Source organism: Herbidospora solisilvae, from assembly GCF_009901565.1.
GTDB classification, from domain to species: domain Bacteria; phylum Actinomycetota; class Actinomycetes; order Streptosporangiales; family Streptosporangiaceae; genus Herbidospora; species Herbidospora solisilvae.
In genome coordinates, this window is record NZ_WXEW01000007.1 from 355041 (window position 1) to 380444 (window position 25404).

Annotated in this window: 29 protein-coding genes; 13 read left to right on the forward strand and 16 right to left on the reverse strand. The window is 70.6% G+C overall.

Annotation, left to right across the window (positions count from 1 at the left end):
- Positions 1-61 precede the first annotated feature (61 nt).
- The 4 genes from GT755_RS24810 (at position 62) to GT755_RS24825 (ending at position 3249) form a co-directional block, all read left to right on the forward strand.
- The gene (locus GT755_RS24810; protein WP_161482023.1) at positions 62-1027 is read left to right on the forward strand and encodes a Dyp-type peroxidase; all 966 of its coding nucleotides are present in this window, start codon (positions 62-64) and stop codon (positions 1025-1027) included.
- Positions 1024-1824 carry a family 1 encapsulin nanocompartment shell protein gene (locus tag GT755_RS24815; RefSeq protein WP_161482024.1) on the forward strand — a complete coding sequence of 267 codons (801 nt, stop codon included), beginning with the start codon at positions 1024-1026 and terminating at the stop codon, positions 1822-1824. The genes GT755_RS24810 and GT755_RS24815 overlap by 4 nt, the downstream gene beginning before the upstream one ends.
- Before the next feature lie 84 nt (positions 1825-1908).
- A complete protein-coding gene (locus GT755_RS24820; RefSeq protein ID WP_161482025.1) occupies positions 1909-2541 on the forward strand; it encodes a response regulator transcription factor in 633 nt (210 codons plus the stop codon).
- Positions 2542-2598: 57 nt separating this feature from the next.
- Positions 2599-3249, forward strand: a complete 651-nt coding sequence (locus tag GT755_RS24825) for an SRPBCC family protein (RefSeq protein ID WP_161482026.1) — start codon at positions 2599-2601, stop codon at positions 3247-3249.
- On the opposite strand, the gene GT755_RS24830 is transcribed toward GT755_RS24825, so the two are convergent.
- Positions 3246-3980, reverse strand: a complete 735-nt coding sequence (locus GT755_RS24830) for a GntR family transcriptional regulator (RefSeq protein WP_161482027.1) — start codon at positions 3978-3980, stop codon at positions 3246-3248. The genes GT755_RS24825 and GT755_RS24830 overlap by 4 nt on opposite strands.
- A gap of 188 nt (positions 3981-4168) precedes the next feature.
- On the opposite strand from GT755_RS24830, the gene GT755_RS24835 reads away from it, so the two are divergent.
- Genes GT755_RS24835 through GT755_RS24850 form a run of 4 tightly spaced genes read left to right on the forward strand, consistent with a single transcriptional unit; the run spans position 4169 to position 8029 of the window.
- Entirely contained in the window at positions 4169-5344 is a 1176-nt protein-coding gene (locus GT755_RS24835) for an ABC transporter substrate-binding protein (protein ID WP_161482028.1), read from the forward strand.
- A complete protein-coding gene (locus GT755_RS24840; protein ID WP_161482029.1) occupies positions 5344-6192 on the forward strand; it encodes an ABC transporter permease in 849 nt (282 codons plus the stop codon). Before GT755_RS24835 ends, GT755_RS24840 begins: the two co-directional genes overlap by 1 nt.
- On the forward strand, positions 6180-6974 hold the full coding sequence (locus tag GT755_RS24845; protein WP_161482030.1) for an ABC transporter permease: 795 nt from the start codon (positions 6180-6182) through the stop codon (positions 6972-6974). The genes GT755_RS24840 and GT755_RS24845 overlap by 13 nt, the downstream gene beginning before the upstream one ends.
- Positions 6971-8029, forward strand: a complete 1059-nt coding sequence (locus GT755_RS24850) for an ABC transporter ATP-binding protein (protein ID WP_161482031.1) — start codon at positions 6971-6973, stop codon at positions 8027-8029. The genes GT755_RS24845 and GT755_RS24850 overlap by 4 nt, the downstream gene beginning before the upstream one ends.
- 35 nt (positions 8030-8064) lie before the next feature.
- On the opposite strand, the gene GT755_RS24855 is transcribed toward GT755_RS24850, so the two are convergent.
- The 6 genes from GT755_RS24855 to GT755_RS24880 all read right to left on the reverse strand — a co-directional run bounded on the left by GT755_RS24855 (position 8065) and on the right by GT755_RS24880 (position 13857).
- Positions 8065-9546: a hypothetical protein gene (locus tag GT755_RS24855; protein WP_161482032.1), complete on the reverse strand. Its 1482-nt coding sequence runs from the start codon at positions 9544-9546 to the stop codon at positions 8065-8067.
- 405 nt (positions 9547-9951) lie between these two features.
- Positions 9952-10389, reverse strand: a complete 438-nt coding sequence (locus tag GT755_RS24860) for a VOC family protein (protein WP_235967234.1) — start codon at positions 10387-10389, stop codon at positions 9952-9954.
- 40 nt (positions 10390-10429) lie between these two features.
- On the reverse strand, positions 10430-11062 hold the full coding sequence (locus GT755_RS24865; RefSeq protein ID WP_161482034.1) for an alpha-ketoglutarate-dependent dioxygenase AlkB: 633 nt from the start codon (positions 11060-11062) through the stop codon (positions 10430-10432).
- Between the two features lie 30 nt (positions 11063-11092).
- Positions 11093-11674, reverse strand: a complete 582-nt coding sequence (locus GT755_RS24870) for a DUF4291 domain-containing protein (RefSeq protein ID WP_161482035.1) — start codon at positions 11672-11674, stop codon at positions 11093-11095.
- A gap of 12 nt (positions 11675-11686) precedes the next feature.
- Positions 11687-12406: an aspartate/glutamate racemase family protein gene (locus GT755_RS24875; RefSeq protein ID WP_328794484.1), complete on the reverse strand. Its 720-nt coding sequence runs from the start codon at positions 12404-12406 to the stop codon at positions 11687-11689.
- Positions 12403-13857 (reverse strand): NCS1 family nucleobase:cation symporter-1, encoded by a 1455-nt coding sequence (locus GT755_RS24880; protein WP_161482036.1) that lies wholly within the window; start codon positions 13855-13857, stop codon positions 12403-12405. Before GT755_RS24880 ends, GT755_RS24875 begins: the two co-directional genes overlap by 4 nt.
- A 96-nt stretch (positions 13858-13953) precedes the next feature.
- On the opposite strand from GT755_RS24880, the gene GT755_RS24885 reads away from it, so the two are divergent.
- Together GT755_RS24885 and GT755_RS24890 are read left to right on the forward strand one after the other, a co-directional pair.
- Complete coding sequence (locus tag GT755_RS24885; protein ID WP_161482037.1) at positions 13954-14526, forward strand: helix-turn-helix domain-containing protein; 573 nt, start codon at positions 13954-13956, stop codon at positions 14524-14526.
- A 33-nt stretch (positions 14527-14559) separates the two neighbouring features.
- Positions 14560-15285, forward strand: a complete 726-nt coding sequence (locus tag GT755_RS24890; protein ID WP_161482038.1) for a hypothetical protein — start codon at positions 14560-14562, stop codon at positions 15283-15285.
- An 83-nt stretch (positions 15286-15368) separates the two neighbouring features.
- Here the strand turns inward: GT755_RS24890 and GT755_RS24895 are convergent, their stop codons facing one another.
- Entirely contained in the window at positions 15369-16148 is a 780-nt protein-coding gene (locus GT755_RS24895) for a hypothetical protein (protein ID WP_161482039.1), read from the reverse strand.
- Positions 16149-16171: 23 nt separating this feature from the next.
- Entirely contained in the window at positions 16172-16675 is a 504-nt protein-coding gene (locus GT755_RS24900) for a SigE family RNA polymerase sigma factor (RefSeq protein ID WP_161482040.1), read from the reverse strand.
- A gap of 112 nt (positions 16676-16787) precedes the next feature.
- Here GT755_RS24900 and GT755_RS24905 point away from each other — a divergent pair, with 112 nt between their 5' ends.
- Positions 16788-17426, forward strand: a complete 639-nt coding sequence (locus GT755_RS24905; protein ID WP_161482041.1) for a hypothetical protein — start codon at positions 16788-16790, stop codon at positions 17424-17426.
- A 3-nt stretch (positions 17427-17429) separates the two neighbouring features.
- Here GT755_RS24905 and GT755_RS24910 read toward each other — a convergent pair whose 3' ends face one another.
- Both GT755_RS24910 and GT755_RS24915 read right to left on the reverse strand, forming a co-directional pair.
- Positions 17430-18845, reverse strand: coding sequence for an ATP-binding protein (locus tag GT755_RS24910; RefSeq protein ID WP_161482042.1), 1416 nt, complete (start codon positions 18843-18845; stop codon positions 17430-17432).
- Entirely contained in the window at positions 18842-20500 is a 1659-nt protein-coding gene (locus GT755_RS24915; protein WP_161482043.1) for an FAD-dependent oxidoreductase, read from the reverse strand. Before GT755_RS24915 ends, GT755_RS24910 begins: the two co-directional genes overlap by 4 nt.
- Before the next feature lie 100 nt (positions 20501-20600).
- Between GT755_RS24915 and GT755_RS24920 the strand changes: the two genes are divergently transcribed.
- On the forward strand, positions 20601-21797 hold the full coding sequence (locus GT755_RS24920) for a thioredoxin family protein (protein WP_161482044.1): 1197 nt from the start codon (positions 20601-20603) through the stop codon (positions 21795-21797).
- A gap of 21 nt (positions 21798-21818) precedes the next feature.
- On the opposite strand, the gene GT755_RS24925 is transcribed toward GT755_RS24920, so the two are convergent.
- From GT755_RS24925 to GT755_RS24940, 4 genes are read right to left on the reverse strand one after another with little or no spacing between them, the layout of a single operon-like run.
- Positions 21819-22190 carry a hypothetical protein gene (locus GT755_RS24925; protein ID WP_161482045.1) on the reverse strand — a complete coding sequence of 124 codons (372 nt, stop codon included), beginning with the start codon at positions 22188-22190 and terminating at the stop codon, positions 21819-21821.
- Between the two features lie 16 nt (positions 22191-22206).
- Positions 22207-22620, reverse strand: a complete 414-nt coding sequence (locus GT755_RS24930; protein ID WP_231515635.1) for a roadblock/LC7 domain-containing protein — start codon at positions 22618-22620, stop codon at positions 22207-22209.
- Positions 22617-23444, reverse strand: coding sequence for a transcriptional regulator (locus tag GT755_RS24935; protein ID WP_161482046.1), 828 nt, complete (start codon positions 23442-23444; stop codon positions 22617-22619). The genes GT755_RS24930 and GT755_RS24935 overlap by 4 nt, the downstream gene beginning before the upstream one ends.
- 3 nt (positions 23445-23447) lie before the next feature.
- A complete protein-coding gene (locus tag GT755_RS24940) occupies positions 23448-23819 on the reverse strand; it encodes a hypothetical protein (RefSeq protein ID WP_030455945.1) in 372 nt (123 codons plus the stop codon).
- 169 nt (positions 23820-23988) lie between these two features.
- Between GT755_RS24940 and GT755_RS24945 the strand changes: the two genes are divergently transcribed.
- The gene (locus tag GT755_RS24945; protein ID WP_161482047.1) at positions 23989-24474 is read left to right on the forward strand and encodes a DUF523 domain-containing protein; all 486 of its coding nucleotides are present in this window, start codon (positions 23989-23991) and stop codon (positions 24472-24474) included.
- On the opposite strand, the gene GT755_RS24950 is transcribed toward GT755_RS24945, so the two are convergent.
- Entirely contained in the window at positions 24464-25321 is an 858-nt protein-coding gene (locus tag GT755_RS24950; RefSeq protein WP_161482048.1) for an NAD(P)-dependent oxidoreductase, read from the reverse strand. The genes GT755_RS24945 and GT755_RS24950 overlap by 11 nt on opposite strands.
- Between the last annotated feature and the right edge of the window lie 83 nt (positions 25322-25404).

A 25404-nucleotide genomic window follows, 5' to 3' on the forward strand; every position in this document is an offset into this window, starting at 1 on the left:
AGGAGGTTCGCCTGCCGTGTCCCGGGCGACGCCTTACGGAGTGGAGGACCATAGGAGCGGTGTGCAGGCGGTCCTGGGCTCGCTCAGCCCGGCGGCCATCTTCATCGTGGCCACGATCAAGCCGACGGGTCACCAGGCGGTCAGGGACCTGGGCGAAGACCTCGCGGGGCTGCTGCGCACGGTCGGGTTCCGGTCGCTCGACCCGGGATTGTCGTGCGTGCTGGGGTTCGGGTCCCAGTTCTGGGACCGGCTCTACCCGGGGCTGCTGAAGCCGCAGGGGCTGCACCCGTTCCAGGAGATCCGGGGCGCCCACTACGCGCCCTCGACGCCGGGCGACCTGCTGATCCACATCCGGGCCAACCGCCACGACCTCTGCTTCGAGCTGGCCATGCTGATCATGAGCCGGATCCGGGACGCGGTCGCGAGCGCCGACGAGGTTCACGGCTTCCGCTACTTCGACGCCCGTGACCTGCTCGGCTTCGTCGACGGCACCGAGAACCCCACCGGCGACCTGGCGTCGGAGTCGGTGCTCATCGGCGACGAGGACCCCGACTACGCCGGCGGCTCCTATGTCCTGGTCCAGAAGTACGTCCACGACCTGGCCACCTGGAACGGGCTCGCCACCGAGGACCAGGAGAAGGTCATCGGCCGCCACAAGCTCTCCAACGTCGAGCTCGACGACGACGACAAGCCGCCGAACGCGCACAACGCGCTCACGGTCATCGAGGAGGACGGCAGGGAGCTGAAGATCCTGCGCGACAACATGCCGTTCGGCAACGCCTCGCAGGGCGAGTTCGGCACCTACTTCATCGGCTACGCGCGCAGCTCCGCGCTGCTGGAGCACATGCTGACCAACATGTTCATCGGGGACCCGCCCGGCAACTACGACCGGATCCTCGACTTCTCCACCGCGCTGACCGGTTCCCTCTACTTCGTTCCCTCAGGTGCCTTCCTGGAAGACCCGCCCGAGCCGGTGCGGTCGGGCCGGTTGATCATCGGAGACCTCAAGGGAGTGCCGCAGTCATGAACAACCTCCATCGGGAGCTGGCCCCGATCTCCGGCGCCGCCTGGGCGCAGATCGAGGAGGAGGCCGCCCGCACCTTCAAACGGCACATCGCCGGACGCCGGGTGGTTGACGTGCACGGCCCCGGGGGGACCGAACTGTCGGCCGTGTCGACCGGGCACACGACCCCGATCCAGCCGCCGGCGCACGGCGTGCAGGCCTGGCAGCGGGAGGTGGCGCGGCTGGTCGAGCTGCGCCGGCCGTTCGAGCTCGACCGGGAGGCGGTCGACGACGTCGAGCGCGGCTCCAACGACTCCGACTGGCAGCCGGTCAAGGACGCCGCCGCCGCGCTGGCCATCGCCGAGGACCGGGCCGTCTTCGAGGGGTACGCCCCCGGCCACATCTCGGGCGTCATCCCGCTCAGCGCCCACGCGCCGCTGGTGCTCCCTGCCGACGTGCGGGGCTACCCCGACGCCATCGCGCAGGCGCTCGGCATCCTGCGCATGGCCGGGGTCGACGGCCCCTATTCGGTGCTGCTGTCGGCTGACGCCTACACCGGGGTCGCCGAGACGGCCGACCACGGCTATCCCGTGCTGGAGCACATCCAGCGGCTCGTGTCGGGCGACATCATCTGGGCCCCCGCGATCAGCGGGGCGGTCGTGCTCACCACCCGGGGCGGCGACTTCGACCTGCACCTCGGGCAGGACGTCTCCATCGGATATCTGAGCCATACCGACTCCACGGTGACGCTCTATCTCCAGGAGTCGTTCACCTTCCTGCCGTACACGGCTGAGGCGGCCATTCATTTGACGAGTCCCTAATTGGTTCTTCGGCAATTATTGACAGGTCAACGGATACCCACCAGTATTGCCCGGCGGGGGCCACAGCTTTAAACACGGGGAGACATGCGGGTATTCGTCGTGGACGAAGATAGTCAGACGGCGGCCGAGATCGAGGCCGCGCTGGGGAAATCCGGTTATTCGGTCACGGTCGGTTCCGACCGGACGGCGACTCTCGGATATGACGTCGTCTTTCTCGGCGTGCGGGGCGACGAGGGGAGCGCGGCCTGCCGGGAGATCCGGCGGGTCAGCGACGTGCCGATCATCGTGTTGTCGGCCCGCGACGACCGGGCCGAACGGGTCCGCGGGCTGCGCGCCGGCGCCGATGACTACCTGGTGAAACCCCTCTGCATGGACGAGCTGGAGGCCCGCATGGAGGCGGTCCTGCGGCGCACCAGGGGCGGCAAGACCGACGTGCTCCAGGCGGGCGACATCCAGATCGACGCGCGGCGTTATCTGGTCTGGCGCGACGGCCGGAATGTGCCGCTCACGCCGAAGGAGTTCGCGTTACTCCGGCGGCTCGTGCAGACGCCCGGAGAGGTCGTCACCAAGCAGACCTTATTGCTGGAGAACTGGAAGGACCTGAGCCGGTCGGCGGCGCGAACTCTCGACGTCCACATCGCGCATCTGCGCGCCAAACTCGGCGAGCCGAATGTCGTGGAAACGGTGCGCGGAGTGGGGTACCGGTTGCTTCCCTGAGAATCCTGGCAGTTGTTGCCAGGAGCGTTCCAACGGCTTCTGGGGTGTGATGTGCCCATGAGAAAGAAGCCGTTCCGGCTGTTAAGCGCTCCACTGCTCGCCCTCACGATGGTCCTGTCCGTCATGAGCTCGCCCGCCAAGGCCGACTCCGACCCGCTGATCGCCCTCCAGTGGGAGCTGGCCCGCACCACGTACACCCTGGTCGAAGCCCTGAACCACCCCAACCCCGCCCTGGGCCGGGCCGCCCGGTCGCAGAGCATCTCGGTCGACATCGCCGCCCCGCGCGACCAGGTCTTCGCGATCTACTCGAACTTCGAGAACCACATCGGCGCCAACCCGCTGCTCCAGCGGGTGGTCGTCCACTGCGACACCACCGCCGGCGGGGTCCGGACCATCAACCAGACCGCGATCGAGAACACGCCGCTCCAGCCGGGGCTGCCCGCGACGCCGATCAACACCCACGCGCAGCAGCGCGTCAACGCGGCCGGCTACTTCTACGAGGTCGACTCGTGGACGCTGCCCAACGTCATCACCCACCAGACGATCACCTTCGAGGACCTCGACGCGGCCGGGACCCGGGTGACCGAGAACCTGAGGTTCGAGGCCAGCGTCCTGCTGATCGACTACACGGTGTCGCAGGGCGTCATGGCCCACCAGGGCATCCAGTCGGTGTTCAAGCAGCGCATCGAGAGCGGCTACTACGGCTAGTCCCGCGGGTGCACCGCCAGGGCGCCCGCCGCGTTGCGGATCGCGAACGTCACGCTGCCGGCCCGGTAGCGGTCGTCCGACCACTCCGCCGGGCGCCCTTCCCGCGTCGTGGTCACCCGCCGCTGCCGCAGCAGCGGCCCGCCCCGCCGTACTCCGAGCAGGCGGGCGTCCTCGGTCCCGGCCGCGACGGCGTCGATCAGATGCTCCCCGTACGCGAACACCAGGCCCTGCGACTCGTAGAGGGCCCGCGTGACCGAGTCGCAGTCGGCCGGTAACCGCTCGACCGACGGGGCGAGCCAGCCGGCGTACACGGTCCGTTCCAGCAGCACCGCGACGCCGTCGAGGCGGCGCAGCCGCAGCACCTGCAGCACCGGATCGCCGGCGGCCAGCCCGAGCCGGGCCGCCTCGGCGGCGCCGGCCGTCCGACGGCGCTGGCCGATGACCTGGCCCGTCACCTCGTGCCCGGCGGCCCGCGCCCACTCCGCGAAACTGTGCAGCACCGCGAAGTTCTGGCTGCGTTCGCGCCCCAGCACGATCCGTCTGGCACCCTGGCGGGAGCCCACCAGTCCCTCGGCGGTCAGCACCGCGACGGCCTGGCGGATCGTGCCCCGCGCGACCTTGTGCCGGGCGGCCAGCACGGTCTCCGAGGGCAGGGGCGCGCCGACCGGGAGCTCACCGCCGAGGATGGCCGCCCGGAGCTCGTCGGCGATGCGCGCGTAACGCGGATGCACAGGCGCTCCCCGCTGTGTGTGTACAGGTCCGGCTCAACCGTACGGTCGACGAATCGTCCGGAAAAGTAGGGGTTTAGCCATTTGACGAATGGTCTCCGACTGTTCACCGTCAGGACGGTGGCGGGCGATGTGGTGTCCCTAGCTTGTTTGGACAAGTTCTGTGCACATCGCTCCAGTGGGAGTTCACCGTGGTCTCTTCCCGAGTCCGTCTCACCGGCCTCACCGCCGGTCTGCTGATCGCCGTCGCGGCCTGTGGGTCCGCGCCCGGCACCGAGGCAACCTCCACCTCCTCCGCCGCCGCCCCGGGCGGCGCCGCCGCGGTCGACGCCCGCACCGCCACCTCCGCCGCCGACTTCGGCGGGATCGACAAGCTGTACGAGGCCGCCAAGGCCGAGGGCAAACTGCACGTCATCGCGCTGCCCCCGGACTGGGCCAACTACGGCGAGATCCTGGCCGCGTTCAAGGCCAAGTACCCCGGCATCGAGATCGAGGAGGAGACCCCCGACGCCTCCTCCGCCGACGAGATCAACGCGGTGAAGACGCGCAAGGGCCAGGACCGCGCCCCCGACGTCCTGGACATCGGCCAGTCGTTCGCGATCAGCGGCGCCGCCGAGGGCCTGTTCGCCCCGTACAAGGTGGCGAACTGGGACAAGATCCCCGAGGGCCAGAAGGAGCCGACCGGCCTCTGGTTCAACGACTACGGCGGCTACGTCTCCATCGGCTGCGACGCCAAGAAGATCGCGGCCTGCCCGCAGACCTTCGCCGACCTGCTCAAGCCCGAGTACAAGGGCAAGGTCGCGATGAACGGCAACCCGACCAAGTCGGGCTCGGCCTTCGCCGGCGTGTACGCCGCCGCGCTCGCCAACGGCGGCTCGTTCGACGACATCCAGCCCGGCATCGACTTCTTCAAGAAGCTCAAGGACGCCGGCAACTTCAACCCGGTCGAGACCACCCCGGCCACCATCGAGAAGGGCGAGACCCAGATCTCGATCGACTGGGACTACAACAACGCCGCCTACGCACCGATCATGGCCGGCAAGGGCCTCGACTGGAAGACCGTCGTCCCGAGCGACGGCAAGTACTTCCAGCTCTACGCCCAGGCCATCAACAAGGACGCCCCCCACCCGGCCGCCGCGCGGCTCTGGCAGGAGTTCCTCTACAGCACCGAGGGCCAGAACCTCTACCTGAAGGGCTTCGCCCGCCCGGTCCTGCTGCCCGCGATGATCGCCGACGGCTCGGTCGACCAGGCCGCCTCCGCCGCCCTCCCGCCGGTCGACGGCGAGCCGACCTTCCCGACGCCCGACCAGGTCACGAAGGCGAACGAAGCCGTCGCCTCCGGCTGGGGCGCCGCGGTCGCGGGCTGATGGCCGGTCTCACGAATTCCCGGCGCCGCGGTGGCGGCGCCGGGTGGCTGGCGGCGGCCCCCCTGCTGGTCGTCACCCTGATCGCGTTCGGCATCCCGACGGTCGTCCTGGTCGTCGGCGCGTTCTCGGTCAAGGGCGGCGGGTTCGGGTTCGAGAACCTGTCGGCGACGATGCGGGAGCCGTATCTCGGGGCGTTGTGGAACAGCGTCACGTTGTCGGCCGTCGTCGCGATCCTGGGCGCGGTCCTCGGGGCGTTCCTCGCGCAGGCGGTGCTGACCTCCCGGTCGGGGCTGCTGCGCGAGGCGGTGCTGACCGCGTCGGGGGTGCTGGCCAACTTCGGCGGCGTGCCGCTGGCCTTCATCTGGATCGCCACGCTGGGCAACTCCGGCGTGGTCACCGCCGCCCTCGGCCTCGGCTCGGGCGTGCTCTACAACTTCTGGGGCCTGGCCCTGGTGTACCTCTACTTCTCCGTACCGCTGATGGTGCTCGTCATCGCCCCCGCGCTCGACGGCCTCAAACCGCAGTGGCGGGAGGCCGCGCTCAACAACGGCGCGTCCACCTGGCAGTTCTGGCGGCACGTCGGCATCCCGGTGCTCGGGCCCGCGCTGCTCGGCGGGGCCGTGCTGCTGTTCGGCGGCGCGTTCGCCGCCTACGCGACCGCCGCCGCGATGGTCGGCGCGTCGGTGCCGCTGGTGACGCTGCAGATCGCCGACGCCCTCACGGGCAACGTGCTGATCGGGTACGAGAACATCGCCCTCGCGCTGTCCCTCGACATGATCGTGATCGCGCTGCTGGTGATGGCCGTCTACCTGCCGCTGCAGAAGAGGAGCTCACGATGGCTGGCGTGACGTGGCGGCGGCTGACGCTGGGCGTGGCGGCGGTCTACTTCCTGGTGCCGCTCGCCATCGCGGTCTGGTTCACCGTCTACAACGAGTCGCGCGGCTTCTCCCTCGGCGCCTACGGCCGGATCGTCTCGGCCCCCGGCTTCGGCGAGAGCCTCCTGAAGTCGCTGCTGCTGGGCGCCGCCGTGATCGTGCTGGTCCTGCTCCTGGCGCTGCCGGCCCTGCTGGCCGTACGTCTCGGGGCCCCCGGCCTGCGCCCCGTGCTGGAGACCATCACGACGCTGCCGCTGATCGTGCCCCCGATCACCTATGTGGTCGGCATCGCCAACGCCCTGCGCGGCGGCACCGACGCCCTGGCGGCCACGCCGTTCTGGCAGACCCTCATCTCCATCCAGGACGAGAACTTCCCCGTCGTCCTGGTGCTGGCGTACGTCATGCTCGCGCTGCCGTTCGCCTACCGTTCGCTGGACACCGGCCTGCGGGCCGTCGACGTGCGCACCCTCGTGGAGGCGGCCCGGAACCTGGGCGCCTCGTGGCCGTACGTGCTGTTCCGGGTGATCCTGCCGAACCTGCGCTCGGCCGTGGCCGGCGCCTCGTTCCTCAGCCTGGCGCTCGTCATGGGCGAGTACACGATCGCGGCCCTGATGGGCTACCGCACCTTCCCGGTGTGGATCGTCACCGTCTCCGGCAACGACGGCCAGCTCTCGGTGGCGCTGTCGGTGCTCAGCCTCGGCCTGATCTGGTTGCTGTTGCTCACCCTCTCGGGGGCGGGAAGGAAGTCGAAATGACCGTTGAACTCCGTGAGCTGCGCCGCTCGTTCGGCGGCACGGTCGCCCTCGACGGCCTCAGCCTGACCATCGAGCAGGGCGAGCTGATCGCCTTCCTCGGCCCGTCGGGCTGCGGGAAGACGACCGCGCTGCGCTGCGTGGCCGGGTTCGAACGCCCCGACACCGGCGCCGTGTTCATCGACGGCGCCGACGTCACCCGCGTGCCCGCCAACCGGCGCGACGCCGGGATGGTGTTCCAGAGCTACTCGTTGTTCCCCAACTTGAACGTGCGCGACAACGTGGCGTTCGGGCTCCGTGTCCGGCGGCGGTCTGCCGACGAACGCCACAGCCGCGCCGCCGAACTCCTGGAGCTCGTCGGCCTCGGCGGCTTCGGCGAGCGCTACCCCCACCAGCTCTCCGGCGGCCAGCAGCAGCGGGTGGCCCTGGCCCGAGCGTTGGCCCTCCAGCCGAAGGTGCTGCTGCTCGACGAGCCGCTGTCGGCGCTCGACGCCAAGGTGCGGGTGAACCTCCGTGAGGAGATCCGCCGCCTCCAGCTCGAACTCGGCATCACGACGATCTTCGTCACCCACGACCAGGAGGAGGCCCTGTCGGTCGCCGACCGGGTCGCGGTGCTGAAGTCGGGCAGGCTGGAGCAGGTGGCCCCACCGGCCGAGGTGTACGACCGCCCGGCGACCCCGTTCGTCGCCGAGTTCGTCGGCACGATGAACCACCTGCCGGGCCGCGTGTCGGGGGAGACCGTCGAGGTCTTCGGCCAGACCCTCCCGCTCGACGGCACCGCCCCCGGCGCGGAGGTCGACGTCCTGGTCCGGCCGGAGGCCGTGCGGGTCACCCCGTCGGGCGACGGGCGCGGGTTCATCCTCGCGTCGTCGTTCCGGGGCTCGATCGCGCGACTGCGCGTCCAGCTCGACGGCGGCGGCGAGGTGCTGGCCGACGTCCCGGGCCACGAGGCGGTGCGCCTCGCGCCCGGCCTGAAGGTCGACGTCACGCTGGTCGAACGCCCGGTCCTGACGGCCCCGCGCACCGCGGTGGCCGCCCCGGTGGAGCCGGTCGGCTGACCCCAAGAGGCCGATCGCCACCCCGGCGATCGGCCTCACTTGTGCACGACCCTCTTCAGCGAGCGGCCGGGGAACGTGACGATCAGGTGCTGCTCGGCACGCAGGCCCTCCACGGCCAGGTCGCGGGTGTAGATCCGCATCCGCTGCCCGTCCTCGCCGATCTCGTCCATGAAGTTCGGCTGCACCCCTCTCAACTGGACCGTGCCGTGGGAGCTCAGCGGCACCTCGACGACGCTCCGCCACCCGTTTGCCCGCAGGGGCGGCGGCTGCTTCAGCATCTTGTACGTCACGCACACGCCCTGAACGCCCTGCCCGACGGGGATCGGCTCCTCGTCGAGCCAGCCCGGTGGCTCCCCGCGCAGGCGGTTGGTGACCACCTGGTAGCCCTCGCCGGGCTTCTCCAGCAGGTAGGGCACAGTGGGGAAGCGCCCGCGCGACCGGACGCGCGGCCAGGGATCCCTGCACGCCGCGTGGATCGCGTCCACGACGGCCCGGCCGAGCAGCAGTCCGGGGTCCGCCGCGCCCGCCTTTTCGGGACAGAGGTAGACCAGTTTCTCCAGGGTGCCGCCGTAGAGCGTGTCGGCGGCGCAGAGGGCCCGGCCCTCCGCCAGCAGGGCGGCGTCGGACCGCTCGTCGTACTGACCGGCCAGGCACAGGTAGGCCTTCTCCCGCTCGTTGGGCGGGGTGGCGACGTACTCCTGCCCGAGCAGGGTCCAGGGCTCGCACCCGGCAGCGAAGTCCGGTGGGTCCTCTTCGCCGCTCGTCAGTTCGTTGACGACCAGCGTCTCCACCGGCGGACGCATCGCCGCCACGACCACCGTCCCCGCCACCACCGAGGCCAGCACCACCGCGCCCATCCGGAACGCGAGCGGCGCGGTCGTGTGGTCGCGGCTCAGGTCGGCGGCGGTGTGGGCCAGCCACAACGCCTGAACGACCGCGAAGGCGCTCAGCAGCAGGAACCACCGGCTCAGATCGACGAACGTCGTGAACTGACCCGGCAGCATGCTCATCACGCCGGCGTGTACGAGCGCGGCCAGTCCGAGCCACCGGGTGAGCGGGCTCCACCCGCAGAAGACCTGGAGCAGCACCACCGCGATCGGCCACCCGACCGCCGCCCCGGGCAGGTCCAGGACGACCGCCACGACGAGCGAGGCCACTCCCGCGACCGCGACGACCACCCGGACCGCCAAGGGCACCTGGCGGAACACCAGGGGCGTCATAACGACCACCGGAAGGGTCACCAGGAGGGCGGCGTATCCGGCGATCGGAACGGACAGGGCCACCACGACCAGGACGGCGTTCACGTAGAGCAGGACCCGCAGCACCCGCATCCACAGCGGACCCTCGAACGGCGGGCGGACCAGCACCGTCCAGATCAGCCAGCCGCGTAACCCGGCCGCGACCAGCTTCAGGAGGACCAGCGTCAGATCGGCGGGGTCATAACGCTCCCCGAGGGTCGCGAGGAAGAAGACGTGCCAATCCCCGGTGATTATCGCCCATGCGAGAGCACCCAGCATGGCGACGGCGTAAATCCCGACAATTACCGTCGCAATCCGAATTGTCACGTCATTCCCCGACTATTGACGGCAGGGCGACGATCGTAGCGCGAATACATCCAGACGAATGTTGCCGTTTGGCGCGCCTTGGAAATTAGGGCCGGCGATAACGACATGACCCATTTCGCTGCGCGCCGACGGCGATGATCCGGCGGCCACTGCTTCCGGACACGAGGGTGCCCGCGGGCCAACTGCGCCGGTGTCCCCGCGCGTCAGGTGTGGGGTGTCCCTGCGCGTCAGGTGTGGCGGTGTCCCCGCGCGTCAGATGTGGCGGTGTCCCCGCGCGTCAGGTGCGGTGTTGTCCTCCCACGTCAAGTGCGGCAGGGTCCCCGCCCGTCAGGCCGGTGCTGGTTCCGCCGGTCTGGCTCAGCGGCCGGGGAGGCGGGTGGTGATCTCCTGGAGGTACCAGCCGTTCCCGTCGGGGTCGTCGAAGGACAGGAACGAGCCGTAGCTGGCGCGGTCGGGCGCAGGACCGGGGAGCCGGGCCTTGCCGCCGCCGTGGTGGAAGACGCCTCCCTCGTCGTGGAACACCTCGCTCGGGTTCGCCCCCCGGTCGGCCAGTTCGGACCGGGCGGCCTCGATGTCGTCGACGACGAGGTGCAGGCCGCGTGCCGAGCCGGGTGGCGCCGAGGTCACCCCGGTGCCGAAGATGATCGAGCAGGGCGAGCCGGGCGGGGTGAACTGGACCACGCGGAAATCGTCTCCGGTGGCGAAGTCGGCGTCTTCGCGCCAGCCCAGCCCCGTGTAGAAGTTCTTCGCCCGGTCCACATCGGCCACGGGCAGGACGATGACTTCGAGCTTCATGTCCATTGTCGATGTCCCCTTCTCGATATCCCCCGAGAGGTCAGCGGACCCCTCTCACCCGGAACTGGATGCTGATCCGCGGGCCCAGCGCCTTCGCCGACTTCGGGATGGCGTGTTCCCACGTGCGCTGGCAGCTGCCGCCCATGACGATCAGGTCGCCGTGGCCCAGGTCGTGGCGGATGGTCGTGCCGCCGCCCTGGGGCCGCAGCAGCAGCGCCCGGGGCGTGCCGACCGAGACGATCGCGACCATCGTGTCCTCGGTCGAGCCGCGGCCGATGCGGTCGCCGTGCCAGGCGACGCTGTCGCGGCCGTCGCGGTAGAGGCACAGGCCGGCGGTGCGGAACGGCTCGCCGAGCTCCTCGCGGTAGTGGTCGTCGAGCATCGCCTTGGCCTGGTCGAGCAGCGGGTCGGGCAGGGGCTCGCCCTCGTCGTAGAAGGCCAGGAGGCGGGGGACGTCGACGACGTTGTCGTACATGCGGCGGCGTTCGGCGCGCCAGGGGACGGTGTCGGCGAGGCGGGTGAAGAGGGCGTCGGCCCCGGAGATCCAGCCGGGGCGGACGTCGATCCAGGCGCCGTCAGACAGAAGGGTGCGGTGGACGTGGCCGCCGAGCGGCCCCGGCCCTTCGTGGTCGGCCGTCGCGTCGAGCAGCGACGGCTGGAACACAACGCTCATAACTCGTCAGGCTATCAAACACCTGTTCGATCATGAGGAAAGCCCGCAGGTCGCGGCGATGTCCGCCGGGAGCGGGTAGGGGCGCTCCACCGGGAGTTCGGCCGCGCGGGAGCCGGGGTCGAGCGCGTGCAGCCGGTGGGCGAGGTCGGTCACGTCGTCGATCCCGACGATCCACTCGTCCACATACCGGTCCACCGCCTCGCGCGACAGGCCCATCTGGAGGGAGCGGTGCGGCAGCGCGTGCAGGGCGGGCGAGCGCTCCGGGTCCCACTGGACGCGGACCGGCCGGTGCCGGGTGGCCGTCCACTCCGCCCGGTCCCCGTGCACGGAGGAGTCGAAGTGGCTGAGCCCCGAATGGGCCAGCGCCCACTCGAAGCCCTCCCGGGTGATCCGGACGGCCAGCACCCGCTCCTGGCCGGGCTTGGTCGCCCAGCCGGAGCGGTACATCATCCACAGGAACGACGGCTTCACCCAGGTCATCCGGTTCCTGTTGTAGTCGGGCGCGAACCGGCCGTGGGTGGCGGCGTACTCGCCGATCTCGGGGTTGTAGGCCTGGTAGACGGTGATCGTGTGCTCGTCGTGGCGGGCCCGGATCTGCCGCAGCGGAGTCATGCGGGGAAGTTCTCAGATCGGGCGTTCCGCCCGCAACGCGAATTCGGCCAGCAGGCCCGCGTAGGGCTTCGGCGGGGGAGCGGCGTACTCGCCCTTCCTGCTGGTGGTGAGTCCGAGCCGGACCAGCGACTCGGCCAGGGTGACCGCGGCCTGGACCCCGTCGATCACCGGGGCGTCGATCCTGCGGGCGATCTCCTTCGTGTACGCCCCCATCCCGGCGCACCCGAGCACGATCGCCTCAGAACGGTCCTCCCGGAGAGCGGCCTCCGCGACCTCCGCGACGAGGTCGCACGCCTCGTCGTCGAGGTCGAGCACCGGGATCTCGCACGCGTGCACGCCCCGGCAGGCCGCCGCGCAGCCGTAGCGGTCGGCCAGGTCGCGGGCCCGCTGGACGGTCCGGCCCAGCGTGGTGACCACGCTGAAGCTCCGGCTGACCAGGGTGGCGACGTGCATCGCCGCCTCGGCGAGGCCGAGCACCGGGCCGTCGGCGACCTCGCGGGCGGCGTCCAGGCCCGGATCGCCGAAGCAGGCGATCACGTAGGCGTCGGCGCCGTGCAGTTCGCTCAGCACGCCCGGCACGGCCAGCGCCTCGTCGTAGTGGCTCTCGATCGAGGCCGGTCCCATGGCGGGGCTGACCGCGGTGACGTGGGCCGCCACCTCCCGGGCGCACGCGCCGATGGTCTCGGTCATGTCCCGGGAGGTGTTGGGGTTGATCACCTTGACGTGGATCACACGAGGATCCGGGGGTTGCGCCGCTCGAACACGATGAAGGCGGCGAAGCCGAGCCCGCACCCGATGAACCACGAGTAGTCGGCGATCCACAGGCCCGACCCGATCAGCTTCGGCACGACGACCGACAGGATCGCCGGGATCCCGCTGGCCAGCATCGCGTAGATCGCGTTGGGGTTGTAGCCGCCGCTGAAGTAGTAACGGCCGGTCGGCGACATGGTGAACATCGCGTCGACGTCGACGAACTGCTTGCTGATCACGTAGTAGCCGGCGATCAGGATGCCGAACAGCGGCCCGATCAGCGCGCCCAGCACGCCGAGCGTGTAGTGGATGGCGTCGGGGTTGCTGTACCAGTTCCACGGCGTCAGCAGCACCGACCCGACCGCGGCGATCATGCCGCCCATCCGCCACGAGATCTTCTGCGGCGACACGTTGGAGAAGTCGAACGCCGGCGAGATGAAGTTCGCCACGATGTTGATGCCGATCGTGGCGATCACGAAGGTCAGCCCGCCGAGCAGGATCGCGAACGGCGTGTCGATCCGCTCGACCGTGTGGATCGGGTCGGTGATCAGCTCCCCGAACACCGGCACCGTCGCCGAGGCGGTGATGACCGTCAGGATCGAGAAGAACAGGAAGTTCACCGGGAGCCCGAGCAGGTTGCCCCGCTTGACCGCCTCGAACGACCTGCCGTATCGGGAGAAGTCGCCGAAGTTCAGCATCGGCCCCGAGAAGTACGACACCACCAGCGCGATCGCGCCGAGCATGACCGGGATCGACTCGGCGAATCCGAGGCTCTCGCCCGCGCTCAGGTCGAGCGAGATGTTCTCCCATCCGGCCTCGCTCACCAGGTAGACCGCCAGGACGACCATGACGACGTACACGGCGGGACCGGCCCAGTCGATGAACCGGCGGATCGCCTCCATGCCCTTCCAGAACACCGCCGCCTGGGCGACCCAGAGGATGGCGTAGCAGATGTAGCCGAGGGGCGAGAGCCCCAGGAAGGTCGTCTCGTTGAGCGAGGCCGTCGACGGCCAGAACTTGAGGAAGATGATCAAGAGCGACTGCGAGGCGAGGTAGGTCTGCACGCCGTACCAGGCGATCGCGATGGCGCCCCGCACGATCGCCGGGATGTTCGCGCCGAGCACCCCGAAGATCGCCCGGTTGATGACCGGATAGGGCACGCCGGTGACCTGGCTGGGTTTGGCGACCAGGTTGCAGAAGACCTGGACGATGACGATGCCGACGAGCAGGGCCAGCAGCACCTGCCACGACGCCAGCCCGAGCGCGAACAGCGAGCCCGCGGTGACGTATCCGCCGACGCTGTGCACGTCGGACATCCAGAATGCGAAGATGTTGTAGGACGACCAGGTCTGGTTCTGCAGCGGAGCGAGGTCCTCGTTGGCGAGGCGGGGGTCGTAGCCGGGTTTGATGAGGCCTGTTCGGACGTCGGTCATCGCGGCTTCCTCGGGGGGTATGCTGGTGTTAAGCAATGACTTAACGCCCGCCCCGTTTCGGCGTCGTTAACCCGTTGTGACAATCGGTAAGGAGCCATGGACGCCGAGGCCCTCGGAACCGAACAGCTCGGGGCCCGGCTACGTGAGCTGCGCCGGCGGTCCGGGCTTTCCCTGCGCGCCGTCGCCAGGGCGCTCGACATCTCCCCGTCGGCCGTCTCGCAGATCGAACGCGGCCTCATGCGCCCGTCGGTCTCCCGCCTGATCGCCTACGTGACCGCCATCGGCGTGCCGCTCGCCGACGTGTTCGACCCCGCCGACGTGACGCCGGTGGCCTTCGCCGTACGGCGGGCCGGGGAGGTCGCGCCCATCCTGCTCAGCGGCGGCATCACCTTCCGCCGCCTGTCGCCGTCGCCCACGCCCGACGTCGAGTTCTTCGAGTCGACCTATCCGCCGCTGTCGATCTCCAACGCCCACGGCCAGTTCCTCAAGCACGACGGCTACGAGGTCGGCACGGTCACGGCCGGGGAGCTGACCGTCGAGTTCGAGTCGGAGACGGTCACCCTCGGCCCCGGCGACTCGGTGACCTTCCCGTGCGACCGCCCCCACCTGATCGGCAACCGGTCCGACCGGGTGACCGCCGTGGCGACGTGGCTGATCGTGCACCGCTGAGAACCTTTTCCCGGGCGGGCCGGTAGCAGGGGTATGACACGACGAATTCTGGCCGCCCTGGCGGTCGTCGCCGCCGTTCTCCTCCCGGCCGTTCCCGCGAACGCCGGCGCGTGGGCGGTGACGGAACTCGACACGTTCCCCCAGTCGATCGAACCCGGGGCGACGTACACGATCGGATACTGGGTGCTCCAGCACGGGACGCACCCCTTCGAGGGCCCCGAGTCCGACATGCGGACCGGCCTGCGGCTCACCCAGGGGTCGAAGGTGCTCGACTTCCCCGGGACGCCGCTGCCCGAGCCCGCCCACTTCGCCGCCACGATCCAGGTGCCCGAGGGCACGTGGAAGCTCGAAGGGGTGCAGGGCATCTTCGCGCCGTACAACCTCGGCCGGCTGACCGTGCCGGGCGGTCTGGAGGTCGCGCCCCCGCCGTTCCCCAGCCAGACCGGCGGGACGGTCACCGACCACTGGGGGCCGGTGAAGCCGCCGGGCTTCCCGTGGGACGCCAAGCACGTCGTGACGGCGGGCACCACCGCCACGGCCCCGGCTCCGGTCCCCTCGCAGTCGGCGGCGCCCGCCCCGGCCGCCGCATCCGCCCCGGCCCCGGCCGCCCGCGCCGACGACGGCCTGCCGTGGGGCTGGGCCGCCGGCGGCGCGGCCATGGGCGCGGTGGCGGTCTTCCTAGCAGGGCGGCTGCGCCGGCCCCGGCCGGTTCCGCCGGCCGGCGACCGGGAGGACACATACGTGATCTCCCGCGGCTGACCGGCGGCACCGGGGCGTGCCGCATCGCCTCCCCCGCCGTGACGGGGGAGGCGGCTCTCACGACGGTCGGCGTCGTCGAAGCGTCACGGCTTCACGGGCGACGCGGTGCCGACGGGCTTGGGGACCCCGCCGGCGTGCTTGTCACCGGGCTCGGTCGTGATCTGGTCCTGCGGCGGGGCCTCGACCGTCACGGCCGTGCCGAAGTCGCCGAACTCCATCACGTTGGTGTGGTTCTCGGCGGCGAAGGTCACCTCCAGGCGCCTGATCCGGTCCTGGTCGTCGACGTCGACCAGGCCGGAGACGCCGTCTGGCAGGGTGAAGGCGAACCGGGCGCCGGTCCACCCGTCGCCGGACGCCGGGCCCTGCTCGGTCACCTCGGTCGCCGCCCGCAGCCGGCTCAGCGCCGCCGGCGGGTCGAGCGGCATGAGCTTCACCAGCCCGACCGCGGCCGGCGCCTGCCGGAGCTCGTCGTCGAAGCGCGGCCCGGCGAACCACTTGGCGTCGCCGGGGTCCTTCCCGTACACCGTGTCCCCGACGAACCGGGTCTCGGCGCCGTCGTTCCTGACGATGACCCCCACCCGCCTCTCGGGGTCGAAGGCCCCGGTGAAGGTCTTCGCCCCGGACACCGTCTCGATCCGGTAGCTCTCCGACGACGTCGTGTCGACCGCCGCCATCACCTGCGCGTTGGCCGACGGCGTCGTCCCCGGCAGCACCAGGACCACCGCCGTCGCGGCCGCCGCCGCGGCGGCGGCGACCGGGAGCCACATCCGGCGCGGACGGGGGGCGACGGGCAGGATCCGCACGCCCGGCGGGCGGTCGGCGCTGGCCTCGGCCAGCAGGGTGCGCAGTTCGTTCTCCGGCATCAGAGCCTCCTCATGTCGATCGTTCACCGGAGCACACTCCCTTCGTCCTCGGTCCGGTTGACCAGCTTCCGCATCGCCTTCAGCCCTCTGTGCACGTGCGCCTTGACGCTGCCCACGGAGCACCCCATGAGCCCGGCCACCTCCGCCTCGGACAGGTCGGCGAAGAACCGCAGCACCAGCGCGGTCCGCTGCCGCGCCGGCAACCGCCGCAACGCCGCCCGCACCTCCTCGGCCACCACCCGCCCCTCCGACAGGTCGCCCGGCCCCGCCGTGTCGGGCAACTCGGCCCGGGGGATCTCCCGCCGCCACCGCGCCCGCCACCACGACCGATGCGTGTTGACCATGATCTTTCGCAGGTACGCGTCCGGCCCCGCCGTGGTGTCGAGCCGGTCCCACACCGCCAGGAGCTTCCCGAGCGAGGTCTGCACGAGATCCTCGGCCGCGTGCCAGTCGCCGGTGAGCAGCACGGCGGTCCTCAGGTGGTGGTCACCCCGGCGGCGGACGAAGTCCGCGAAATCCGCATCCACCCGCGCTCCCTTCGTTTGTCCGGTTGTCTGCCGCTCCCGGACACGCCGCGAGACCGCTCCCCGGTTGACAACCACACCGGAACCTTCCGGCCCGGACCCGGGTATCAGGGACATGATCCGAAGAATCGCCTGCCTGCTGGGCGTGCTCTCCCTGCTGTTCGTCCCGGTCCCGGCCGCCGCCGGAGGGTTCGCGTCCACCGAACTCGATCCGATCCCCGAGATCCGGCCCGGCGTCGCGTACACGATCGGCTACTGGGCGCTGGCCCTGGGCACCGAGCCCATCACGGACGAGGCCTTCGGCGAGACCACACTCCGCTTCAGCCGGAACGGGGAACGGTACGACTTCACGGGCACCCGCCTCGCCGAACCCTCCCACTACGCCACGTCGATCATCCTGCCCGCCGGCGAATGGAAGGTCGAGGCGCTGCTCGGCTACTACGGGCACGACGAGATCGGCACGCTGACCGTGCCGGGCGGCCTGACGCTCTCGCCGCCGGAGTACGACCCGATGCGGGTGGCGGACATGCCCGACCCGTGGGGCGCGGTCAAACCGCCGGGCCACCCGTGGGGGACGCCGTTCCGGCCCGTCCCGGGGGTGACCCCCATCCCGAAGGCGGCCCCGGCCGCCGTGCCGGAGACACCGGCCTGGCCCTACGCGCTGGGCGGGCTCGCGGTGGCCGGCGGCCTGGTGCTGCTGCTCAGAAGAAGGCCCGCCCGTCGCGAGCCGGAGGAGGTCTTCGTCATCCGCTGAACGTCAGGAGTCCTCCAGCGGCAGCAGCACCCGGAAGTTGGTGCGCCCCGGCCGCGACTCGACCCGGATGTCGCCGTGGTGCTTCTTCACCACGATCCGGTAGGAGATGTCGAGGCCCAGCCCGGTGCCCTCGCCGACCGCCTTGGTGGTGAAGAACGGCTCGAAGATGTGCGGCCGGACCTCCGGCGGGATGCCGTGCCCGGTGTCCTCTATGTCGACCGCCACGTTCTCGCCGTCGCGGCACGTCGAGATCGTCAGCGTCCCGGAGCCCTCCATGGCGCCGAGCGCGTTGTCGATCAGGTTCGTCCACACCTGGTTCAGCTCGGCCGCGTAGGCGGGGACGAGCGGCAGCGAGCGGTCGTAGTTCTTGACCAGCTTGACCCCCTCGGGGATCTTCGCCTGGAGCATGGTCAGCGTCGCGTCGAGCAGGTCGTGCACGTCGACGGTCTGGTGCGGGGCCCGGTCGAGCTGGGAGTACTGCTTGGCGGCCGAGACGAGGCCCGAGATGCGGGAGACGGCGTCGTCGATCTCGCACATGAGGAGCTCGGTGTCGATCGTGTACGTCAGCCACCGGATCGCCCCCTCCAGGTTCCCCTCGCCGACGCACGCCTCGACCGTCTCCAGCCACTCGGCGTCGATGCCCCCGGCGACCAGGGTGGGCGCGATGTCCCATGACCCGGCGATGTCGTGGTCGTCGAGCCAGTCCTCCAGGGCGCTCTCGGCGTCGGAGGTCTGGAGGGCGGTCAGCTCGGGCGCGGAGGCGGCCCGCTTGACCGCGATCTCCTGCAGTTCGACCAGCTTGTGCAGGCGGCTTCCGTCGATCTTCCCGTCGGCGATCATGCCGAGCTTGTGGCGCATGCCGGCCACCCGCTCGCGCAGGATCGACGTGGCCCGGACGGCCGCGGCGGCGGGGTTGTTCAGCTCGTGGGTGAGCCCGGCCGACAGGGCCCCGAGGGCGAGCAGGCGTTCCCGTTCCCCGACGGCGGTCTGGGTGGAGCGCATGCCGACGAAGAGGCCTTCGAGCAGGTGCATCGCCATCGGGAACCACGTGCGGGTCCACTCGGCGAAGGAGTCGGCGGGGATCTCGTAGACGGTCACGTCGGTGAGCGCGCGCATCGTGTTGTTGTAGGTGCGCTCGCTCTGGTCGTTCATGTAGGCCTGGGTCGCGCCGCCGTAGGCCCCGCGCTGGTCGCTGCGGATGAACTCGACGTCGTCGCCGCGCACGCGCCGGCTCAGGGTGATCGTGCCGTCGAGGAGGACGATGAAACAGGTCGCGGGCTGGCCCTCCTCGTACACGAGCGTGCCGGCCGCGTAGGGGATCACGCGGCCGCAGTCGGCGATCAGCCGGAGCTGGTCGTCGTTGAGGGACTCGAACAGGAACAGGCCACGGAGGTCGTCCGGGGTCAGAAGGCCGCTCATTGCGCCTCCAGGTAACGGTGGATGAGGGAGACGGCCATGGCGCCCTCGCCCACTGCGGAGGCGACGCGTTTGACCGATTCGGAGCGCACGTCGCCCGCCGCGAAGACGCCGGGCATGCTGCTCTCCAAGTGATAGGGGTCGCGTGGCAGGGTCCACCCGGCGGGGCGCTGACCGCCGCTCAGCAGGTCGGGCCCGGTCAGCACGAAACCGTGGTCGTCGCGTGCGACGACGGAGTCGAGCCAGGCCGTGCGGGGCTCGGCGCCGATGAAGATGAAGCACCACGTCGTGTCGGCGGTCCGGATCTGGCCGGTACGGGTGTCGCGCAGCGTCAGCCGTTCGAGGTGCTCGTCGCCCTCCGCCTGGCAGATCTCCGTGTTCGGGTGGACCTGGATCGTCGGATGGGAGGCGATCTGCTTGATCAGGTAGCTCGACATCGAGCGTTCGAGGTTGTCGCCGCGGATCAGGATGTGGACGCGGGCGGCGTACCGGGAGAAGTAGACCGCCGCCTGGCCGGCCGAGTTGGCGCCGCCGACGATGTAGACGTCCTGGTCGAGGCACGACGGCGCCTCGGTGGAGGCCGACCCGTAGAAGACGCCCCGGCCGGTGAAGCCGGCCAGGCCGGGGGCCTGGAGCATCCGGTAGGAGACGCCGGTCGCCAGCACCACGGTGTGGGCGGCGATCGAGGTGCCGTCGTCGAAGCGCAGCACCCGGGTCGAGCCGCCCGCCTCCAGCGCGACCGCCTCACGCGCGCTCAGCAGCTCGGTGCCGAACTTCAGGGCCTGCCTGCGGGCCCGCTCGGTGAGCTGCGCGCCGCTGACCCCGTCGGGGAAGCCCAGGTAGTTCTCGATGCGGCTGCTCTGCCCGGCCTGGCCGCCGGTCGCCCGCTGCTCGATCAGGACGGTACGCAGCCCCTCGGACGCCCCGTAGACCGCCGCGCCCAGCCCCGCCGGGCCCGCGCCGACGACCACCAGGTCGTAGAAGTCGCTGGCCGGCGTGGTCGTCAGGCCCACATGGGGGGCCAGGTCGATCTCCGACGGCTGCACCAGCGACTTGCCGTCGGGCGTCACCACCAGCGGCACGTCGTTCTCGGTCAGCCCGGCCGCGGTCAGCAGGCGGCGCCCCTCGGGGTCGTCGGCCAGCAGCCACCGGTAGGACACCAGGTTCCGGGCCAGGAAGTCACGGACGGCGTACGACTCCGCCGACCAGCGGTGCCCGACGACGCGGATCTCGGTGACCGGGCGGTCGGGGGTGGCGATCCAGGCGTCCAGCAGGGAGTCGATGACCGGGTAGAGCTTCTCCTCCGGCGGGTTCCACGGCTTCAGCAGGTAGTGGTCGACGTCGACCAGGTTGATCGCGTCGATCGCCGCCTCGGTGTCGGCATAGGCGGTCAAAAGAATCCGTCGGGCCAGGGGAAAGAGGTCCATGGCCGCTTCGAGGAACTGGATGCCGTTCATCTGCGGCATCCGGTAGTCGGCCACCAGGACGGCGACCTGCTCCCCGCGCAGCTTGATCTCCCGCAACGCCTCAAGGGCCGACTCGCCGGAGTCGGCCCGCACGATGCGGTAGCGGTCGCCGTAGCGCCGCCGCAGGTCACGGGAGACCGCGCGGGACACCGCGGGGTCGTCGTCCACCGTCAGGATCGCCGGATTCGCCATATGCCCCATAAAAACACGCTCGGAGGGTCATTGCTTCCAACGTACCTTCCAAGGCGTTTGGTAATGCCGCTGACCTGGGGATTCTTCGCGAATGGAGCGTGTGCTGAGATTCCCTGAGACGGCCCTGCCGGGTGAGGTCCACTTCGTCGTGGTCGGAGATCGACCGGCCGGGCAGACCGTGGGGGAGTTCCGGCCCACGGGGGAGATCCCCGTCCCTGAGGACGTCGAACTCGCCTACGTGGCCGCGACGACCGAACGGCTGGCCGAGGTGCCAGAGACGACCGGCCTGCGGCTGAGCGGCGTCTGCGACGACGACCTGCGGCTGATCGCCAAGCGGTTCGCGCTGCGCGACCTGGCGGTGACCGGGAAGTTCACCGACGAGGGGGTCCGCGCCATCCAGGGGCTCACCACGCTCGAAAGCCTGGAGTTGTGGTCGCCGAACATCACCGGCGACGTGCCGCTGCCCGAGAACAGCCCATTGATCAAGGTCAAGCTCGGCGGCGCCTCGATCACCGACGCCGCGTTCGGTCACATCGCCCGCACCTGGGCCGCGGTGGTCGGCGTCTCCGGGGGTGAGGTACGCGGCCACGGACTGGGCGCCCTCGGCGGCATGACCGGGCTGCGCTACCTGCGTCTGGGCACCGAGAACATGGAGCCGGGCTGCCTGTGGCGGCTCGGGTCGACCGAGTCGCTGACCATCCTGTCGCTGGCCGGGCCGGTCGACTGCGAGGCGGTGTTGTCGTTCGCGCCGCCGCTGAAGGAGATCGACCTCGACCAGGTCTCCCGGGCCGACTGCGCCCGCCTGCTGTTCCACGGCCTGGCCGTCAACGGCCTTTCGGGGCCGCCCCGGCTGGCGGACGCGTACGCCCGCATGCTCACCGGCCCCGACCGGCCGTCCCGGGCCGCGCCCCGGCGCCGGATCGTCACCGGGGAACGCGACCTCGCGTCACTGGTCATGGGGCCGGCTCCGGTGCTCCTCGCCTTCACCGGAACCGACTGCCTGGCCAGCGAGTGGATCATTCCCGTGATCGACCGCATCGTCGCCGAGTACGACGACGAGCTGATCGGCGCGATCGTCGACGTCGAGACCGCGATCGGCGCGGCCGCCTCGGTCGGCGTCGACCGGACCCCGACCGTGCTGCTCACCCGCAAGGGCGAGGAACTGCTGCGGCTGCCCGGCATCAGGTCGCACGCCGAGCTGATCCGCCGGGTGACCGACGTCCTCGGGCTGCCCATGCCGGGCGAGAAGCTGTTCCCGGCGACGGAGAACCGTGAGCCGCTCCTGGGCTCCGCCTGAGCGGCTCACGCCGGTACGCGATCAGATCTCCATCTTGTCCTCGATAGACCGCAGCTGGTGCCGGGCCATCGCCAGGTTGGCCCGGTTGCGGTCGAGGGCCAGGTAGAGGAACAGGCCCTTGCCGCCCCGGCCGGTGATCGGGCGGATGATGTGGTACTGGCCGGACAGCGTGATGAGGATGTCCTCGATCGCGTCCTTCAGGCCCAGGCTGTCCATCGTGCGGAGCTTGGCCTTCACGACCTCGGTGTTGCCGGCCCCGGCGATCTGCAGGTCGAGGTCCTTCGACCCGCCCAGCACGCCCAGGCTCATGCCGCTGTTGTAGTCGACCACGGCGGCGCCGATAGCGCCGTCGATCGCCATCATCTCCTTGAGGGAGATGTCCATGTTCGCCATGCCGAGTCTTCTCCTGTCATTCGCGTTCGACGATGGCGGCGATCTTCGCCGCCGTCTTCCTGCCCTCGATCCGCAGCAGCCCGAGGTTGGCCCCCGGGACGGCCAGCACGGTGAGGACGAGCTTGGGACCCGCGGCGTAGTGGGCGGTGAAGCCGCGGGTGGCGGAGATCAGGGTCTCCTCGAGTTCGCCGATCCTGGTCAGGTCGGTCATCCGGCGGCTCATCGAGAGCACGGCCGAGGTGAGCGCCGCGGTCTGGTCGACGTTCTCCGCCAGGTCGGCCGAGACGAGCATGCCGTCGACGGTGCAGGTGAGGACGCCGGTGATCTCGTTCGTGCGACCTCTGAGGAGCAGCATCTCCTCGTGGATTTCGCGGCGCAGATCCATCGGGATGCCCTTTCCGGCCCGCTTGAGCCACGGGCGCGTGATCACTGGAAGGCCTCCAGCGCGTTCCGCAGCCTGATGAGCAGATTCACGTCCGTCGGGTCTCCGCTGATCTCGGGATAGGACGACCGCGCCCGCCCGCCGGCTCCGGCCGCCGCCCGGGGGGCCGAACCGGCCACGCGCTTGGGCAGATCCGGCGGTTTCTCCGGAGGTGGCGGCTCCGGACACTCCAGCAGACCCGCCGCGGCCATCTCGCGCACCGCCAGGAGCGTCGTGTACGCCGGCCGCCCGATCCGCTTCGCCAGTTCGGCGGGCGTGGTCTCGGCGTCCGCGTTGAGCAGGATCTCCCACTGGAGCGCGGTCAGCACCACGTGCTGCGACCGGATGCGCCGCACCGGCACCACCGGGCGGCTGTCGAGTTCGGCCGATGGCCAGGCGCGGTCCAACCGGGCCCTCCTGCGGTGACATTCCCGGAAGAGGCCCGGCACGTCGAAGAACCAGTGGATCCCCAGCCAGTGCCGGTCGCCCTCGCGGAACTTGGGCTTCGGCACGTTCGCGCCGAACAGGAAGAAGGAGGCGTCCAGGGTCGCCCCGAGAACGCACAGCTGCAGCTCGCCCCGGCTGAGCACACCCCGCCGGACCAGCAGGTCGCCGCCGTCGGCGGTGGCCGCGGCGGTCTGCCGGGCCGTCCGCATCCCGCTGAGGGTGAGCCGGCCGGAGGCCGTCAGCAGTTCCTCGACGGTCGGCGTCCGCGCGCACTCCACGTAACAGACGCGGCCCCTGCTCAGGTAGACGGTGCCGCTCCGGCCCGCTTTCAGGGCGCCGGTCGCCCTGCTCTCCGCCAGCTCGGAGAGCACGTCGTCGATCGGCACCGGTCACGACGCGATCAGTTCGTGGGAGATGCTGTCGAGGCGCCGCCGCGCCAGGGCCAGGTTCGCCCGGTCGCGGTCGAGCCGCAGGCAGATGAGCAACGGGCCGTCCCACATCGTCTCCATCGGCTTGATGAGCTGGTAGCCGTGGTCGGTGGTGATGATCAGGTCGTCGATCCGGACCGTTCCATCGGGGGATGACAGGGCCAGCCCGTCGAGCGTGGCGCGGAAGGTCTCGCTCAGCCCGATCGCCGACCGCTCGGGGTCGGGCAGGCCCTCCATCGCGAGCGCCGTGCCGCTGGTGTGGTCGACCAGGATGGCGCCGAGCGCTCCCGGGATGGCCATCGCCTCGGACAGGCAGTCTTCGATGCCGATCACCCGCAACTCCTCATCCGGTTACCCCCGCCAAGTGGTGGGTGCAACCTTAGAGAAATCGGAGCATCACCCTCCGAAACATCATGTGTTCGCTTGTTTCCTGACATAGAGACTTCGTCAGCGGAAGAAGGAACCTGATACCCGGTGCAAACCGTGTTGCAAAATTGACAAGGTGGAACGAATTCTCGTCAGCGCCTGCCTGATGGGCCGCCGGGTGCGCTACGACGGCGGCGCCAAGACCAGCGACGACGCCGTCTTCGCAGCGTGGCGGGCCGAAGGACGGCTGGTCCCGTTCTGCCCCGAGGTCGAGGGCGGCCTCCCGGTGCCCCGCCCGCCGGCGGAGATCGAGGGCGGCGCGGGCGGCGCGGCGGTGCTCGCCGGAGCGGCCCGCGTCCTCACCCCTGACGGCCACGACGTGACCGCCCACTTCCTCGAAGGCGCCCGCCAGTGCCTCGCGGTCGCCCGCTCCTTCGGCGTCCGGATCGCCGTCCTGAAGGAGGGCAGCCCGTCGTGCGGCGTCCTGCGCGTCTACGACGGCACCTTCCGCGGCCGCAAGCTGCCCGGCGAGGGCGTGACGGCCGCCCTGCTGGTCGCCAACGGCATCGAGGTCTTCGGCGAAGACCGCATCGCCGAGGCGGCCGCCCGGCTCAGCGGATGAGCAACTCGATCACGCCGGTCGTGCCCTCGTCGGCGTGGCCCTCGGCGAGGCGGCGTTCCATCAGCGCCATGAACGGGATCAGCAGCTCGGCGCTGACCCGCTGCTCCTCGGCCGTGCGCAGCAGCGTCGAGTTGCCCTCGACCATCATCGCGAGGTTGGAGACCACACCCTCGGTGTAGTCGCCGCTCTCCAGCTGGCCGGCGATCTCGTACGCGGAGGGCGCCATGGCGGTGAGCCATTCGACGAGCAGCGGGGCGAAGTCCTTCGGCGCGAGGTCCTCGCCGCGGAGCAGCGCGAAGGCGTGGGAGACCCCGGCGAACATCCCGGTCATCGCGCTCAGCAGCGCCACGTCGTGGAGTGCGGCGAAGCCGGGGTCCGTGCCGACGTACCGGGTGCCGGCCGGGACGGCCAGCGCTTCGTGCCGGGCGTCGAAGAGGGCGCGGGACCCGCTGTAGAGGACGTAACCCCCCGATTCCGGCACGCCGATCATCGGCGGGACCGCCATGATCCCGCCGTCGAGGAAGCGGGCGCCCCGGCTCTCGGCCCATTCGGCGCGGGCGCGGGCCTGGGCGGGTGTGCCGGTGGTGAGGTTGACCAGGTCCTTGCCCGTCAGGTCGACGCCCGCCAGGGCCTCGCCGACCGAGGCGTCGTCAAGCAGGCAGACGACCACGAGGTCACCCGCGGCCACCGCCTCGGCGGCCGTCGCGGCGACGCGGGCGCCCTCGGACGCCAGCGGCTCGGCCCGGCCGGAGGTACGGTTCCAGACAGTCAGCGGATATCCGGCGGCGAGCCATGCGCGGGCGAGCGCGGTCCCCATGGCGCCGAGCCCGAGAAGTGTGAGTTCCATGCCGGTCAGACTTGTCGCCGGCCCCGGAACGCTCAAGTACGCACTTCACGGTGCGTGGTGACCTCGGGGTAAGTGAGCAGGCG

Excerpts from the sequence above, each read along its gene's own strand:
- GT755_RS24815 (WP_161482024.1), top strand. The coding sequence starts at position 1,024 with ATGAACAACCTCCATCGGGAGCTGGCCCCGATCTCCGGCGCCGCCTGG.
- GT755_RS24820 (WP_161482025.1), top strand. The coding sequence starts at position 1,909 with ATGCGGGTATTCGTCGTGGACGAAGATAGTCAGACGGCGGCCGAGATC.
- GT755_RS24825 (WP_161482026.1), top strand. The coding sequence starts at position 2,599 with ATGAGAAAGAAGCCGTTCCGGCTGTTAAGCGCTCCACTGCTCGCCCTC.
- GT755_RS24840 (WP_161482029.1), top strand. The coding sequence starts at position 5,344 with ATGGCCGGTCTCACGAATTCCCGGCGCCGCGGTGGCGGCGCCGGGTGG.
- GT755_RS24845 (WP_161482030.1), top strand. The coding sequence starts at position 6,180 with ATGGCTGGCGTGACGTGGCGGCGGCTGACGCTGGGCGTGGCGGCGGTC.
- GT755_RS24850 (WP_161482031.1), top strand. The coding sequence starts at position 6,971 with ATGACCGTTGAACTCCGTGAGCTGCGCCGCTCGTTCGGCGGCACGGTC.
- GT755_RS24855 (WP_161482032.1), bottom strand. The coding sequence starts at position 9,546 with ATGCTGGGTGCTCTCGCATGGGCGATAATCACCGGGGATTGGCACGTC.
- GT755_RS24860 (WP_235967234.1), bottom strand. The coding sequence starts at position 10,389 with ATGAAGCTCGAAGTCATCGTCCTGCCCGTGGCCGATGTGGACCGGGCG.
- GT755_RS24865 (WP_161482034.1), bottom strand. The coding sequence starts at position 11,062 with ATGAGCGTTGTGTTCCAGCCGTCGCTGCTCGACGCGACGGCCGACCAC.
- GT755_RS24870 (WP_161482035.1), bottom strand. The coding sequence starts at position 11,674 with ATGACTCCGCTGCGGCAGATCCGGGCCCGCCACGACGAGCACACGATC.
- GT755_RS24880 (WP_161482036.1), bottom strand. The coding sequence starts at position 13,857 with ATGACCGACGTCCGAACAGGCCTCATCAAACCCGGCTACGACCCCCGC.
- GT755_RS24885 (WP_161482037.1), top strand. The coding sequence starts at position 13,954 with ATGGACGCCGAGGCCCTCGGAACCGAACAGCTCGGGGCCCGGCTACGT.
- GT755_RS24890 (WP_161482038.1), top strand. The coding sequence starts at position 14,560 with ATGACACGACGAATTCTGGCCGCCCTGGCGGTCGTCGCCGCCGTTCTC.
- GT755_RS24895 (WP_161482039.1), bottom strand. The coding sequence starts at position 16,148 with ATGCCGGAGAACGAACTGCGCACCCTGCTGGCCGAGGCCAGCGCCGAC.
- GT755_RS24905 (WP_161482041.1), top strand. The coding sequence starts at position 16,788 with ATGATCCGAAGAATCGCCTGCCTGCTGGGCGTGCTCTCCCTGCTGTTC.
- GT755_RS24910 (WP_161482042.1), bottom strand. The coding sequence starts at position 18,845 with ATGAGCGGCCTTCTGACCCCGGACGACCTCCGTGGCCTGTTCCTGTTC.
- GT755_RS24915 (WP_161482043.1), bottom strand. The coding sequence starts at position 20,500 with ATGGCGAATCCGGCGATCCTGACGGTGGACGACGACCCCGCGGTGTCC.
- GT755_RS24925 (WP_161482045.1), bottom strand. The coding sequence starts at position 22,190 with ATGGCGAACATGGACATCTCCCTCAAGGAGATGATGGCGATCGACGGC.
- GT755_RS24950 (WP_161482048.1), bottom strand. The coding sequence starts at position 25,321 with ATGGAACTCACACTTCTCGGGCTCGGCGCCATGGGGACCGCGCTCGCC.